Source organism: Filimonas zeae, assembly GCF_014641615.1.
GTDB classification, from domain to species: domain Bacteria; phylum Bacteroidota; class Bacteroidia; order Chitinophagales; family Chitinophagaceae; genus Filimonas; species Filimonas zeae.
In genome coordinates this window covers 192638-208259 of sequence record NZ_BMIB01000003.1, presented here as the reverse complement: position 1 = coordinate 208259, position 15622 = coordinate 192638, and the positions used below count along the sequence as shown (strand labels likewise).

General features: G+C 46.1%; 12 protein-coding genes. 5 read left to right on the top strand and 7 right to left on the bottom strand.

The features are described from left to right. From IEY13_RS13870 to IEY13_RS13840, 7 genes are all read right to left on the bottom strand, one after another. On the bottom strand, window positions 1-1284 hold the full coding sequence (locus tag IEY13_RS13870; RefSeq protein ID WP_188953077.1) for a hypothetical protein: 1284 nt from the start codon (window positions 1282-1284) through the stop codon (window positions 1-3). Between the two features lie 35 nt (window positions 1285-1319). Continuing rightward, a complete protein-coding gene (locus IEY13_RS13865; RefSeq protein ID WP_188953075.1) occupies window positions 1320-2060 on the bottom strand; it encodes a glycosyltransferase family 2 protein in 741 nt (246 codons plus the stop codon). Continuing rightward, the gene (locus IEY13_RS13860; RefSeq protein ID WP_188953073.1) at window positions 2057-3130 is read right to left on the bottom strand and encodes an NAD-dependent epimerase/dehydratase family protein; all 1074 of its coding nucleotides are present in this window, start codon (window positions 3128-3130) and stop codon (window positions 2057-2059) included. Before IEY13_RS13860 ends, IEY13_RS13865 begins: the two co-directional genes overlap by 4 nt. Further along, entirely contained in the window at window positions 3127-4200 is a 1074-nt protein-coding gene (locus tag IEY13_RS13855; protein WP_229687863.1) for an NAD-dependent epimerase/dehydratase family protein, read from the bottom strand. The genes IEY13_RS13860 and IEY13_RS13855 overlap by 4 nt, the downstream gene beginning before the upstream one ends. 92 nt (window positions 4201-4292) lie before the next feature. Beyond that, on the bottom strand, window positions 4293-5603 hold the full coding sequence (locus IEY13_RS13850) for an STN domain-containing protein (protein WP_188953070.1): 1311 nt from the start codon (window positions 5601-5603) through the stop codon (window positions 4293-4295). Continuing rightward, window positions 5566-6543: a FecR family protein gene (locus tag IEY13_RS13845; protein WP_188953068.1), complete on the bottom strand. Its 978-nt coding sequence runs from the start codon at window positions 6541-6543 to the stop codon at window positions 5566-5568. Before IEY13_RS13845 ends, IEY13_RS13850 begins: the two co-directional genes overlap by 38 nt. After that, on the bottom strand, window positions 6540-7121 hold the full coding sequence (locus IEY13_RS13840; protein ID WP_188953066.1) for an RNA polymerase sigma-70 factor: 582 nt from the start codon (window positions 7119-7121) through the stop codon (window positions 6540-6542). Before IEY13_RS13840 ends, IEY13_RS13845 begins: the two co-directional genes overlap by 4 nt. Before the next feature lie 193 nt (window positions 7122-7314). On the opposite strand from IEY13_RS13840, the gene IEY13_RS13835 reads away from it, so the two are divergent. The 5 genes from IEY13_RS13835 to IEY13_RS13815 all read left to right on the top strand — a co-directional run bounded on the left by IEY13_RS13835 (window position 7315) and on the right by IEY13_RS13815 (window position 15607). Then, the gene (locus IEY13_RS13835) at window positions 7315-7902 is read left to right on the top strand and encodes an RNA polymerase sigma-70 factor (RefSeq protein ID WP_188953064.1); all 588 of its coding nucleotides are present in this window, start codon (window positions 7315-7317) and stop codon (window positions 7900-7902) included. Between the two features lie 77 nt (window positions 7903-7979). After that, window positions 7980-9002 (top strand): FecR family protein, encoded by a 1023-nt coding sequence (locus IEY13_RS13830; protein ID WP_188953062.1) that lies wholly within the window; start codon window positions 7980-7982, stop codon window positions 9000-9002. Between the two features lie 184 nt (window positions 9003-9186). Further along, complete coding sequence (locus IEY13_RS13825) at window positions 9187-12675, top strand: carboxypeptidase-like regulatory domain-containing protein (RefSeq protein WP_229687862.1); 3489 nt, start codon at window positions 9187-9189, stop codon at window positions 12673-12675. A gap of 11 nt (window positions 12676-12686) precedes the next feature. Next, complete coding sequence (locus IEY13_RS13820) at window positions 12687-14399, top strand: DUF4397 domain-containing protein (RefSeq protein ID WP_188953060.1); 1713 nt, start codon at window positions 12687-12689, stop codon at window positions 14397-14399. Beyond that, a complete protein-coding gene (locus tag IEY13_RS13815; RefSeq protein WP_188953058.1) occupies window positions 14399-15607 on the top strand; it encodes a hypothetical protein in 1209 nt (402 codons plus the stop codon). Before IEY13_RS13820 ends, IEY13_RS13815 begins: the two co-directional genes overlap by 1 nt. Window positions 15608-15622 lie beyond the last annotated feature (15 nt).

The following is a 15622-nucleotide window of genomic DNA, read 5'->3' as shown; positions in this document are numbered from 1 at the left end:
TTAAGGTCTGTTTTCCTCAATACAGTAAATTTCATTTTTACAGGCTTTCGCAGCTACTTCGCGGGCGTGCTTTTTATCGGGGTATACAAAGTCGGTAAGGCTTAATCTGTTATTCCTGGCTGCCAGTGCTTCTGCACCGTAACTGTAGTTAGCCCGGTACGCCTTTATAAAAAACAAAGTACAGATGGCAATAGCTATCCAGCTTTGTTTGTGATGCTGAAAGCGGAACACCAGCATTACAAACACAACAATGGCCAGTAGCTGGGAATAAATCAGGTAACGGCTACTTATAGATTCACTATCGAAAATATGTGCCTGGCCAGACCTCAGCAATGCCGTGGCAGCCATAGACATACCTGTAAAAAGCAACAGACACAGAAAGGGCAGTATTCTGTCAATATCAGCCTGCTTAAATTGATAAAAAAGACTTGCCCCCAGCACAGCATATAATACCACTGCAATAGCAACCCCATATTCAAAATTGAAATGTGAGCCGGACAGCTTCAGAAAATAAAAGAGAAACATACCGGCAGACTTCGCTTTCATATCCACACTACCGGAAACGGAATGATAGGTGAGAAAATAGCAGGCCGTAAATATTGCAAACCCAGCCAAACATACCAGCATATTCAACCGGTCTTTACTAAAAACGGTATACAGCAACAGTGCAATACCCGCCATAAAGCCATTACCGCTGGAAAAGGCACAGATAAACTGAAACAACAGTGCCGGCAATAATTCTATTCTACGTTTGGTTCTGAGGCTATAGAAAAACAGGCTGAGCAAAAAAAGCATTACTACGCCATAGTTCTGTAACCCCGCCATAGCAAAGCCAATATTATCGTAACTGGCTATATCAAAAACACATAAAGCAATAACGAAAACAAGCAGTCCCTTAAAGTATGGCACATCCAGCACTTTACCTGAAAAATAAGCCAGTATAGCCGCTATTACCAGCAGTTGCAGATTGGCAATGTATATAACAGAGAGAATATTGATATTGTGAAAAAGGATGTACCAGCCAACATATATCAGTTTTGAGGCCAGTATTCTATGCTCGTTGTGCTGTGCAAACAACAGTTCCATTTTATTATCTGCATGCTTCCAGGTATTTAGAAAGCCCAGTATGGCATCCCAGTCGTCGTTGTAAGGAATATTAAGCGCATGGCTGTTCACCAGCTTAAAAAGAAGTACCACCGGTATTATGGCCAGCAGCAGAAAAACCAGATTCCATATACTGCCCTTTTCAGTAGCAGCCGCTGTTGGCGGCAGGTTCTTTTTCATGTTCATTATTTAAACGTTTCTAAAGGTGTTGGGTATTACCATTTCTTTTTAAAGTCACCCCGGCTAAAAAACTTTTCTATTAAACAGTACAGCAGAATAAAAAAGTACCTGCTACCCATTTCACGAATTTTAAGGTTGGAGGTACCAAACTTTCTTCCCCGCCAGGTATTGGGTACAATAGCATAGGTATACCCGCGTACCACCGCTTTCAGCGGTAGCTCTACGGTAATATTAAAGTGGGGCGATAAAAAAGGCTTTAAGCCCTCAATGGTATGTTTTGAGTAGAGTTTAAAGGCGTTGGTGCAATCATAATACCGGATCCGGAACAACAAGGCAATCAGGTTATTTACCACACGGTTCAGTATCAGTTTTTTACGCGGGTACCTGGTAACACTGCCCTTTACCATAAAGCGGTTGCCAAAAACACAGTCTACCTGCAGGGCCACAAAGGTTTGATAATACCTTACCAGATCGGCTGGCGAATCACTCATATCTGCCATTACCAGCACTACACAATCGCCTGTAAAATGTTCCAGCCCTTTGCGTATGGCATAGCCAAACCCATTCTTAGGTGGGTTATTAAACACAGTATGCAGTGTGGGAATCTCCTGCTGCAGGTGTTGAATTACGGCTTCCGTATCATCGGTGGAGTTATCGTTTACAATCAGAATTTCATGTTCAATCCGGTTTTCCCTCAGTGCCATATAAAAAGCATGAATGGTTTCCGGTAAGTTCTGCGCCTCGTTAAAAGCAGGAATAACAATACTTAATTTCATGGAAGAACGGGCTGTCTCAATTGCAGGTTTTCAAAAATCTGAACAAGGGTTTGCTCCAGCGACCAGGTATGGCTCCACTCCGGATAATCAGCTTTAAACCGGGAAACATCACTGATGTACCAAATATGATCGCCGGAGCGATTGGCCTCCACATACTGATAGCGCATTTTATTACCCGTAATGGTTTCGCATATAGTAATAGCCTCCAGCATAGAGCAGTTGGAGTAGCGGCCACCACCGGCATTATACACCGCTCCGCATTTAGGATTCTTGTAAAAATGCCAGAACATATTTACCAGATCCCAGGCATGTATATTATCCCTTACCTGTTTTCCTTTGTAGCCAAATATGCTGTACTCCTGCCGGGTAAAGGCACATTTCATCAGATAAGAAAGAAAGCCGTGCAGTTGCGCGCCGGAATGGTTAGGCCCGGTTAAGCATCCGCCCCTGAATACCGCTGTCTTCAGCTGAAAGTACTTTCCGTATTCCTGCACCATTACATCTGCCGCCACTTTGGAAGCACCAAACACCGAATGTTTGGATTGGTCAATACTCATGGTTTCGTTAATACCATGGGCATAAAAAGGGTGTGTTTCCGCTATCTCCCACCGGCTTTCCTGCTCAACCAGCGGCAGGTAATTGGGTGTATCGCCATATACTTTATTGGTAGAGGTAAAAACAAACACCGCCTGCGGGCAATACAACCGGGTTAACTCCAGCAGGTTTAAAGTACCGTTTGAATTAATGGTAAAATCTGTTATCGGCTCCCGGGCTGCCCAATCGTGACTGGGCTGTGCAGCAGTATGTACAATCAGCCGTATATCTTTCTGATATTCTTTAAACAACAGTTCCAGTGCAGCATAGTTGCGGATGTCTTCGTTGCAGTATTTATAATGCCCGTACTGCGTTTCCAGCACCTGCTTATTCCACAACGTAGAAGCTTCTTCTCCAAAAAAATAAGCACGCTGGTTATTGTCTATCCCTATAATCAAATCCATTTTATCCGCAAAAAAGCGTACGCTCTCGCTTCCTATTAATCCGTGCGAGCCGGTAATGATGGCTATATTCATTGACAAAGAATTGGCTTGAGTAAAGATTCGTTTGCCCGTATCCATTCAAAAACATCTTCCACAATCTGTTGAACGTTTTTAACGGGTTTCCAACCTGTGGCCTGTTGTATTTTAGTGTTATCTGACAGGTAGAGCGGAATATCCCCCTGCCGGTTTTGCACCACCGCATGTTCTTTTACCGTATTGCCGGTAACTGCAGCGCATATGGCAGTAAGCTCTTTCAGCGAAATACTGCACTGCCGCCCCCCTCCCACATTAAAGGTGTGGCCATCTACCTTCTCAAAATGATGTATCTCATAATCTATTAAACAAAACAGGTCTTCTATATGCAGTATATCCCGTACCTGCTTTCCTTCTCCTCCATAGCCGAAGTACGATACGTCTTTTTTCCAGTAATGCCTGGCTACCCATAAGGCCATTACCCCCTGGTCTACCTTTCCCATCTGGTAAGGGCCTGCCACCACCCCGCAACGGTTTACCACATACTGCAGCCCTAAAAAAGCCTCATACTCTGCCAGCAGCAGTTCAGACGCCAGTTTGGTGGTACCGTATATTGATCTTGCTTTATCCAGCAAAAATGCCTCACTAATGCCTTTGAGGGTAACACCGGGCAGCAGCTGCACCGGCAGCAGTTCAAACCGTGTATCTGTTGTCTGGTATTTTATAGCTTCCAGGTATGCAATGGGGTATACCCTGCTGGTAGATAAAAATATCAGCTTTGCTTTATGCTGTACCGCAAAACGTAACAGATGTACGGTACCATTGAGATTGGTATTCACCACATAACTGAGCGCGCCGTCGGCCCCTGCCAATACCGATGGCTCGGCCGCAGCATCAATTATAATATCCGGGCGCATGGGTAAATCCAGATCTTCCATGTTTCTCACATCGCCATGTATAAAAACAATGCCCTCGCTGGTAAGCCTCGGAATATTTAACTCAGAACCCCTTCTTTTCAGATTGTCAACACATACAATAGTATAGTTTGTATACTTTCTTTTTAACAGCACAGCCAGATTAGAACCGATAAAACCACAGCCTCCTGTGATTAGAATAGTCAGATTACCCACTTGTTATAATTTACGGTACCAGCAATAGCCTGCATTGCACCAATGCAGCCTGCTACACAGACACCGTGCAAAAGCCATTACCCTTACGGGAATTATAAAAAGCGGTAAAAAAGAGTAAGCTGCATACCCAGCCAGGATCTATCAGCGGTGTTGGAACCTGTGGTTTTGCCAAGCGTATAAGGAGGTACAAACACGCGGTAGCGCTCATCAAAATTGCCGGTAAGCGGGTTTCTGTCTGTAGCAGCACTGGTATCGGTGGCAGCAGTAAACGACTGATGCAGCAGGTTGTAATGCAGCTGCACCTGTATATTCAAGCGGCTGCCAATATCTTTACTCCAGGCAATACCCAGGCGGTGTAACCTTTCTTTTTCCCACACGGCCCTGTAAGCAGAGTCCTCTGCATAAAAGGCCGAAGCAGCACCTGTAGTAAAATTAACATGTATCTGCTGGCTACCGGCAACAGGCAATGATAACCCAGCCCCCCAACGGAACTGAGCGTTTTTAAAATTGGTGCCCCAGGCAGCTATACCATACAGCCATTGTAAACCTGCCTGCACATGCGCACCGGCATACAACAACTCATCCGCTGTAACACCTACTTTCAGCACAGGCTGCCACCATCCCCGTTTTCTATCTGGTTGCTCCGCAGTATTAACCGCAGCAGGCTGCACAGGCAAGGTACTGGTAGCTACTGCTTTTTTTGCAGGCTGTACAGGCAGTACGGTATCTCTTGCTTTAAGCCATGCTGCCATTAAAAAAGCAGTGTTGTTATTGGCGGTAGCAGCCCACTGCCTGGCAGCAATGGGTATAACACTACTGTCAACCGGTGTCAGGCTTTTCTTCTCAGCAGGCTGCCCCACCTTTACCGCGGAAGTGGGTGGCGTGGGTTTATGAATGCGCGTCTGCACCTTAACAGGCACGGTACGTTTTACCACTTTGGATGGCGTTTGCAACGCCTGACCGTTTTTTGTAACAGGCGCAGGTTTTACAGCAAGCCCAGGCTTTACAGCAGGCGTAGGTTTTGCATTGGACGCAGACTTTGCTGCGGGTGCAGACTTTGCAGCAGCACTGCCTGCACTGTAATCAACAAACAATATATGGGTACCCAGTATTTTGTATTGAAGGCCTGCCTGCTTTTTTACCTGCTCCAGCACCTGCGATAACGGATAATTGCCGGGTCGCAACACTATCTTCTTACGCAAAGAAGTGTTTTGCATATTCAGTGAATATTTCAACCCCGTTTGTGCAGATATGTCTTTGGCAAGGCTGGTAATATCTGTAGTAGAAGTGGTAATATGAATGGTTTCCTTTCCCTGTTGCGCGGCAGCCGTATTCCATAAAAACACGCCGGCTATCAGTAGCCTGCTACTTTTGCGTAAACACAATTTCATTATTCCCTTCATAGGTATATTGAATATTTAAAGTAGCTGCTATTACTTCTAATATATATTCCAGCGACTGTTTTTCAAATACGCCCGATAGTTTTAACGCAGCCAGTTCCGGTGCCCGAAAGGTAATGGTTTTATGATAGGCTTCAGATAAAGTTTCGCAAATAGTTTGCAGAGATTCATTTTCAAAGTAAAAGCGCATGGTAGCGTAGGCATTGCTGTTTTTATTTACCTGCGGCAATAGATAAAAACGATGTGTAGGTTTGTGGTACACCCCGGTTTGGCCCGCCGTTGCCACTATGTTACCATAATTATTATATAACTGTATTTTCCCCTCATATACTTCGGCCACTACAGTGCTGTCTGTTGCAAAAGTATTAAAGGCAGTACCCAATACCCGTATATTTACCCCGTTGCCTTCCACTTCAAAGGGGGCTAAAGCAGCAGCGGCTACTTCAAAATAAGCTTCGCCGGTTAAAATAACCTTCCGGCTGTCTGTAGCAAATGTGGTGGGGTACAACAATTTTGCGCCCGCATGTAATACAGCTACGGAACTATCGCTCAGTTTTATTTCCTTAACTGTGCCGGAATCTGCAACAGCAGTATTCATCACCAATTCCACAGAGCGGTTTTGCAGGTACAGCACACCTGCTACCGCAATAGTTATAACAGCCGCAGCCGCCATCCACCATTTGCGCAAAACAACAGCAGTATTTTTTACAGGCTGCAGCAGCATTTTTAGCTGTTGCCAGGTAGCATCTGCATCAGGTTTGCGCCACGAGGCGGCAGAAACCTTTTGAAACGCAGTAAAAAGGTGATGAAAGGCTCGTGCATTCTCCTCCCCTCTGGCAACCCAGTCGTCTACTTCCATAGCCTCCTGCGGGGCAGCTTCTCCGGCAAAATACTTCGCCAGCAGTTCGTCTGTTATACCGTTATTGTTCAGCTGCTCATTCATATACTACAGGATACTTTACCTAATTCGTTTATCAGACTTCCTAATAATAATACCACCAGCGCCCATTGCGATAATACTTCGCGCAGTATACGCAGGGCCTTGCCCATCTGGGCCTCAACCGTTTTAACCGATATATCCAGTTCTGCCGCAATTTCTGCGTACGATTTCTCCTCAAACCGGTTTTTATAAAAAATCATCCGGCATTTATCCGGCAGGTGGTCTAAGGCGGCCAGAATTTCTTTCCGTATCTCCCGGCTGTCTATCTCCTCCTGCACATTACCGGTATAGCCCGTTTGTGCAACAGCCCCCTGCTGGTGGGTGCTGCGGGTTTTGCTGCTGCGCAGACTGTTAAGGCTGGTATTGTGGGTAGCAGTATATAAATAGGAACGTACCGACTGCTGAATGGCTATATCGTTTTTACGCTGCCATAACTGCAGAAATACATTCTGTACCACATCTTTAGCCTCATCACTGTCTTTTATAATGGTATAGGCATAACGATGCAATACTTCAAAATACTGTCTGAAGTAGCCCTCTAATACGTTACCGTCAATAATTGCTTCGCGAAGTACTTTCAATTTGTTGAAACAGTTTTCGGTTTTGGGTAGCAGACACCTGCGATTGCAATATACCCTTATGCCCCGAAAAGTTTTTTCAAAAAAATTTCCGGCGGGGTTAATTGGCGTAACTATCTGTTAACAATGACTTAATACATCCTGCAACCATCGCCTTTATTTTAAGTTTTAGGTTTGCTGTCAGGAAACGGATAGTATGGCGCAATTGTTACAGGAGTATACAGATCAGGAGCTGTTGCATGCTTGCTGCCAGAATAATATTCAGGCATATAATATACTCTTCGACCGGTATTTTAAACGCCTGTACGGTTTTCTGCTGTCTTTATTAAAAGACCGGGAAACAGCCCAGGAGTTGGCTATGGATGTAATGTTGCGCATATGGCAAAAGCGGGATACCATTGTGGCACAAACTGAGCTAACGCCCTATCTTTTCCGCAGCGCTAAAAATGCACTATACAACCACCTGCGCAGAAATCAGTTACTTACCCTTTCGCTGGAAAACTTATCGGAAGCAGAAGAGCCCGGTTTTACCGATGCCGATAACAACGTACTCCGTAAAGAACTATACACCCAATACGAACACAAGCTACAGGGCCTATCGCAACAACGCCGCCAGGTGTTTCACCTGAGCCGGGTAGAAAACCTTACCTACGATGAAATTGCAGACCGCATGAGTCTTTCGGTGCATACCGTACGCAACCACATGAACGCATCGCTGCGTTATTTCCGCGAGAATATGGTAGATATGAATGGTGCATTATTACTCTTATTTCTGCTGCAATAAAATATTTTAAAAAAAGTAGTAACTGCATTAGTACTGTCTTTATTAAAATGTGTTATGCCGGGTAAAGACTACCTGATATGCCCCATCCGGTTAACAAACTCTTACTGCAAAAATTTATAGCAGGTGAATGCACGCCGGAGGAGGCTGCCCAGGTAAACCAATTCCTTACCACTACGGAAGGAAAAACATTGCTGGAAACCACTTTGCAGGCACACTGGCAACAGGCCGAAAAGTTTGAACCGGCACCACACGAACTGCAGGAATGGAAAATGCAGCTGAACCAGCGCATAACACCGGCAACCGCTACCACAAAACGTATGTTTTTACCTACCATCGGCCGCCGCAACTGGCAGCGCGCAGCGGTATGGACGGCATTGTTACTAAGTGTGGCAGTACTGTATAAAATGGCCGGTAAAATAAACACCGCACACAAAACAGCAGATAATACCCTGGCTATGAAAACGGTAACCACACCACGTGGCCGCCGTGCAACCATTCACCTGCCAGATAGTTCCAGTGTAGTACTGGGCCCCGGCAGCACCTTCAGCTACCCCATTGCTTTTAAGGACGCCAGCCGGGAAGTAATATTGGAAGGAGAAGCCTGGTTTGAGGTAGCAGGCAACCCCGCCATTCCTTTTAAAGTACGTACGGGCAATATATACACCCAGGTACTGGGTACCACTTTTAAAATAGCCGCCTTTGCCGGCAAACAGGTGCAGGTAGGTGTTGCCTCCGGCAAGGTAAGAGTAGATGAATACCTGAACGGCCAGCCGGTAAAACAACTGGCATTGCTTACCGCCGGTAAACAGGTAAGCTATACCCCCGAAGGAAAAATAACCCCAGGCAACTTTCCGGTACAGGATGCAGAAGCATGGCTGAAAGGGCGCCTGATATTTAACGGCACGCCTTTACAGGAACTGGCCGAAACCCTTACACGGTGGAGGGATGTACAGTTTGAGATACAGCGGGCCGACCTTAAAACGATGCCCGTAACTGTTACGGTAGACAACCAGGTAACCTTACATCAGCTGCTGGAAGGCCTGAGTGTAATAGGTGATTTTAAATACACGATAAATAAGCACAAAATAATTATCTATTAACCCAGCCTGTGTAAAGCCGGAAAAGGAGGTACTATGTAGCTGCAAGCAATCCCGTAAACGCTCCCGCATCAGATGCGGGAACGTGCCAGGAATCTGTTGTCCGGAGATTTCCACGTCAGCCAGGCAACAGGTGGTATTACAGAAAAAAATCCCAAACAGGAATCACCTATAATTTTTCAAATGTATGCAAATAGCATTACAACTGTTTTTTAACGCAACCCAACGGCCCAAAAACAGGCAGCGTAAACGCCGCCTGCTGCTGCCAGCGGTTTGTTTTGCATTGATGGTGTTGTGTTGCAACACCCCTGCCCTATCTCAGAATCTGGATCAGCAGGTAACCCTTTCCCTTACAGAAGTATCCGTAAAAGAAGGCCTGCTGGCGCTGGAAAAAGCTTCCGGCGTACGCTTTCTGCTGCGGGATGATCTTTTTACCAACGCACACAAAAAGGTATCGCTCAATGGTAACCCAACCACCGTGCGCAACGCGTTGCAAAGCATTCTGGCCAATACCGGCCTTACCTTTAAAATTACCAACGGCTTTGTAAACATTGTTTCCAAAGCTCCACCCCGCCGCATATCAGGTAAAGTAATAGATGCCGGAACCGGCGAGCCCCTGGGAGGCGTAACCGTACGCCCAAAGGAAGGTAAAAAAGGTACTACCACGGCCGCTGATGGTAGCTTTTCTTTACAACTGGCAGAAGACGAAAGCATTCTTTCGTTCAGCTCTACCGGTTATGTGGCCCGCGATTTTACGTTAACTGCTGATAGCAGAAGCGTATTGGTTGATCTTACTTATACCCGCGCCGCACTGGGCGAGGTAACCGTACAGGCCCGCCGCCGTGCCAATACAGAAATTGCTGTGCTGAACGAGCGCCGCAAATCGGCCATTGTACAGGATGCTATTTCTGCCGCGCAGATTGAGCGTACTGCCAGTATTACCACCACCCAGGCATTACAGCGTGTATCGGGCGTAACGGTTACAGATGAAAAATATGTAGCTATCCGTGGTCTGGGCGACCGTAGTGTAATTGGTCAGCTGAACGGTGTACGTCTGGCCTCTTCCGATCCTGACAGAAGTACCATTCCGCTGGATCTGATTCCTGCCACACTGCTGGATAACATTACCATTTATAAAACAGTAGCCGCCGATAAACCCGCTGATGCTGCTGCCGGTATTATAGAACTGAAAACCAAATCGGTACCCGATAAAATGGTGCTGGATATTGTAGTGCAAAGCGGCTTTAACTCTAACATTGGGGTGGGCGGTACGTACAACAGTTTCTGGAACAGTGATATGGGGTTTACTGCCGGTAAAATCAAAGACAAAAAGCTGAGTGCCGACTTTCAGGGCCTGGCTAACAAATACCGGGGCGGATCGCAGGAATTACAAAAGCTCATCAGCAACAGCACTTACGATCTGGAAAGCCGTAAAGAAGTAAACCGCATCAACAATATTATGCAGGGGTTTGATCCGGTACTTACTTCTCAGTTTAAAAAAGCACCATTAAACCAACTGTATTCCGTAACATTTGGTAACAGTTATAACGTATTCAAACATCATAAACTGGGTGTAATAGCCGGCGCTAACTACTACCGCCGTTATACTGACATCTATGATGCTGAATTAACACAGTACAGCATTTACCAGGGTGTACTTACAGGCAACCCTTATATCTTCAGCCGCAGAAATATTCCGGGCTTTATCAGTACCAACAACCTGGTTATGGGCAAGTACCAGACCTATAGGGAAAACACAGGTACCGAAACCCTGAACTATGGCGTACTGGCCGGATTGGCTTACCGGTTCAATGCCCGCCACGAAATAAGCTTACAGTATGTAGGCAGCTGGGGCGGCGAAAACCAGACTACCCATCTGAATGGAAAGTACCAGTATTCCGGCCTGTCTGGCGATGTAAACAGTACTATCTATTCATTAAAACAAACCTATCGTACACTGGGCACATACAACCTGCAGGGTGAGCATCAGCTGCTGAAAGGCGAATACTCCCCCCGCTTCAGCTATAACCTGGCAACTTCTACCTCCGGCCAGGAGAACCCGGATTACCGTTATGTAAACCTGGTGGATTATGCACCCAGCGGAGGTGGTTATTATCAGCAGAGATCGCCGGGTGGCACGGAGGAAGGATTGGAATGGAAATATGTAGAACGCTTTTATGCACTGGCCTCCGGCTATGTAAACGGATTTGGTAACTACGGTGTTATACAGGCAGAGCCTAACGGACGCAGATGGAGAAGCCTGGAAGAAACCAACTATAACTACAAAGCCGATGTGGCCATACCCTTTAAACTGTTTGGTGAAAAGCAGGAATTTAAAACAGGGGTAAACTACCTGAACCGGGAGCGCACTTTTGGTGAGAACGTATTGTTTTTACCAGGCTCTAATTTTATAGGTAACCGCGAAGCTCCCTTGTACAATGTACAGGGCAACCTGGATCAGCTGGTGAGCAACCGCATAGTAGGCATTCACCTGCCCGGCACTACCGGCGAAGGACAGGTACCTTCTACCGGCTTCCTGTACAATACCCAGAAATCGCCTAACAACTACAAAGGTTTTTTTGAAACCAATGCGCTGTACGGCATGCTGGACCTGCGTTTGCTGAAAAAGCTGCGTTTGGCAGGTGGTGTACGTTTTGAAAAAACAAACATTCAGTCTGCAGTAGATACCGCCAATGTATTCCTGGATCCTGCCCTGGCAGCTGCCGGAGCAGAAGGTAAAGTACAGGTTAGACCTATAGATCCTAACTCGGTATACAAAACTTCTTATAAACCTTATTATTCTATCAACGCTACCTGGGTTCACAATGACAAGATGAACTTCAGGGCAGCATTCAATACCACACTGGCACGCCCGGAGTTACGCGAGATTACAAACGTGTTTGAGTTTGATGCTTTTCAGATGGGCCTTGTAGTGGGTAACCCTAACCTGATTAACCAGAAAACCGAGAACATCGACTTCCGCTGGGAATGGTTTCCTAACCCGGGTGAAGTAATTGCTGTGTCGGCTTTTGGTAAGCAGATTCACAATCAGCTGGTAAAAACGTTCAGCCTGAGAACAGAGGGGTTAAATTCAGCTTATCCCGAGTACCCCATTATCCAGTTTCAAAACGATCCTAACGTAGGTAGAGTGTGGGGTATAGAACTGGAGTTTGTAAAAGACCTGGGTAAAATCTGGGCGCCCATGCACAACTTCTTCCTGGGTTCTAACATGTTACTGGCGCAGAGTGATATTAAGAAAACACCGGAACGCCTGGCCGCCAACTGGTCGCTCGATCGTAATGCACCCAAAAACAGTCCGCTGTTTGAGCAGGCTCCTTACTCCGTTAACGGATGGCTTAACTACAACAACAAAGTGCTGGGTACCGATATCACTGCCACCTTCAATATGGTAGGTGAAAGATTGATACAGATAAACCTGACCGGCGAGCCTGACCTGTACACGCGCCCGGCTGCCATGCTGGATCTGGTATTCAGTCAGCGTTTGAGTAAGCGGATTCTGTTTAAAGGTTTTGCCAAAAACATACTCAACCCTGCCATTAAAACCGTATATGCCAACCCTGCAACGGGCGGTAAATGGTACGGCAATGAATATATAAACCGCAGCTTTAAACGTGGTGCAGAACTGATGTTTGGATTTACTTACAACTTCTTTTAACTATTATATCCATGAATAGCTATACATTATTTTTAAAACGGGCTGTGTACGGGGTGCTGCCGGCAATGCTGTTGCTGGGCTCCTGCACCAAAGAAAAGCTGTCGCCCAAAAGCGATTACCGGCCTGTAACCGATGCCCGTGGCAATACGCTGATGCGCCTGGTAAACCTTGGCGATTTTAACCAGGTACAGGTAAATGGCGACACACTTACCAATTATACCATTCTGCATCCGAATGACGCTAAAAAATATCCTGCTACCAAATATTTTCCGGATAACGGCCGTTTGGGTACTATCTGGAATATACCCAAAGCCGTTTTTAACGAAAAAGGAGAAGCCAGCATATATACAGAAGCGGCCAACTATAATCCTTCACCTCAGACAGGGGTAACGATAAATGTGAATGAAAACAGCAACGAAGCAATAGACTATTATTTGCTGCAAGACAAATTCTATGTAGAAGGATTGCCGGAATGGAAGGCTGTGCCCAGAGATATTACAGCACCTTCGCGGCCGGACTATTGTAAAGTAAGAATTATCAACCTTTCCGGCAAAGTACAGAACAGCCCTATGGAAAGCCTGGAAGGCAATATGACGCTTACATGGGCAGATGGCACTCCTGTACATACCGCTACATCAGACATAGCAGTGGAAGGTGTATCACCCTATATTGAAATACCCTATGGCACCTATCAACTGAAAGTACTGAACAACATGGGCATACAGGTACCTGCCGTTGGTGGCCCTTCCGGTGAAAACGCCAGGCTGATGGACGTAAATACTTCCACTATGGTATTTTCGCTGCTGAACCAGACAGTAGAGAGTATCGGGTTAACCTATGTTCCTATACAAACCTACCAGCCGGGCGGCATATACACTATTGTCATTCATCCTGCTACTGTAACCTATAACAGCCAGAAGGAAGATATAGATACCCGGCAAAACTGCATCCGTATTATAGAAGATATTGCTGCACCGGCCAACCGCACTTATGGAAGGGTACAGCTGGTAAATGCATGGAGCGAAGGCGATCTGCAACTATACATAGACGGCGCTCCATCTGGCGGTACCGCCGCTTATACCCAGGCCAGCGAAGCCGGTGCCATTATAGCAGGACACCATTTGTTTGAAGTAAAATCAGCCAATGGCACACAGTTGGCCAGCACCACTGCCAACCTGCTTGCCGGCGATCATTTCAGTATATGGGCTGCGCCAGGAAAAGATGGTAACGCCAGCGCTTTGGTAGTAAGTAATAACCTCAGCGGCTCGTGGAATGCAGACAACTCAGGCGATGATGGAAGTCTGGCCGGAAGAAGCAAAAAAATACCACTGGATATACGTTTTATGAATTTCAGCAATGAACCCTTTATCAGTATTACCGGTAAAGACGGCCAACCGTATGGTGCAACCTCCCCGCAAAATCTGCAGCCGGGCATTGTACCCATAGCTCAGCCGCTTCTCAGCCTGGGTATGAGCACCAATACACCCTACTCGTTTATGGTATTCCGTTCCGCTCCGGGCGTAGTACCGGGTACCTGGATAGCCGATATACCTGTGGTAACAAGTACTGCATTTATAGCACGGCCTCAACTATATACCCACGCATCCAGAATGCTGCCCTACATGGAGCCAGGCGTGTATTCCATGGCATTAGTGGGTACCACTGCCGCCGGAGCCGCGCCTGAAAAGAAAGCCAGACTGATGATTATAAAGCATACTAAATAATGAACAGGATAAATACATTATTACTATTACTACTTTGCACGGGTGCACTGGCATCGTGCCGGAAAGTAGAATACCGCACGGTAAGTAACCCTGCTTATATCAGGGTATTCAATAACCTTACCGAACCACAGGGCATACTTAACAAGCGTCCGCGTCCTTTCTTCTGTATGTTCATTGACCCTGTAATGGATGAGAAAGGTAAAATTACAGGCGGCGCTACCGTAAGCGATTTTCTGAATAAAAGGGGCGTATACGCTGCCCCCAACCCTGCGCATGTGGGCTTAAGCACTTCTAAGTTTAACCCGGAATACCCCGGTAAAGAACTGGTACCTGCCGGGCCTGTATTAAACGGCTTTGATTTAACCAACTGGGCGCAGATATCTGCCGGCAAACACCGTTTTGTATTTATATACCGCCCGGTAAGCGAAGTGCCGTTTTTTCAGCTGCAGGAAGACCTGAGAAGTAATATAGCCTTAGATACCACTATTGAACTGAAGGAGAAAGAAGTATACACGCTGCATGTACTGCTGGAAGATTTTTTAGCCCGCAAACATGCGTTGTATGTAAGGCAGGAAAACTTCTACAAACAGGCGTTTTATGATTCACTGGTATACATCAACTTTTACAACCTTAGTGGCAAAGGCTATCTGCAGGCAGATGAAAGCGAAAAAGACCTGAATAGCCTGGATATAGCAAACATGCCGCACCGGTTTGGCTTGAAAGATGACATGCATATATACATATCGCATATATCAGAAAAAGATTCATTGATTAATGAGTATGCTTACCAGTTTGCAGGAACCATGCATTGGACGGTGAACAACCCCATGGTAACGCCCTATGCCTCCTTTCCCATTTTCAGAGATAAAGCCAACAATGGCATTACCACCAAAGCCTGGCAGATTATTCAGTTTGTAAAACCGGGTATAAACCCCGGCGTAGACTTCAGGTATGCAAGCGTACTGCCCACCCTTAATGTAAGATTTGGTATAGACTATAAAGCCGGTGAGTTTGGACAGGTAATGTTTAAAGATTCTCTGTACAACCTCAGCCACCGCGCCAATGAATACATGCCCAATATGGTACTGAATGTGCATTCCGGCGTAGATAATCCCCGTTCTTTCGGATCGGTGAATTCGCTGGAGTTTATCAATGGACGCATGTATTTAATGACCATTCAGCGCAAATATGCGCCCCCTGTTTATTAATGATCCGGAAAAGTG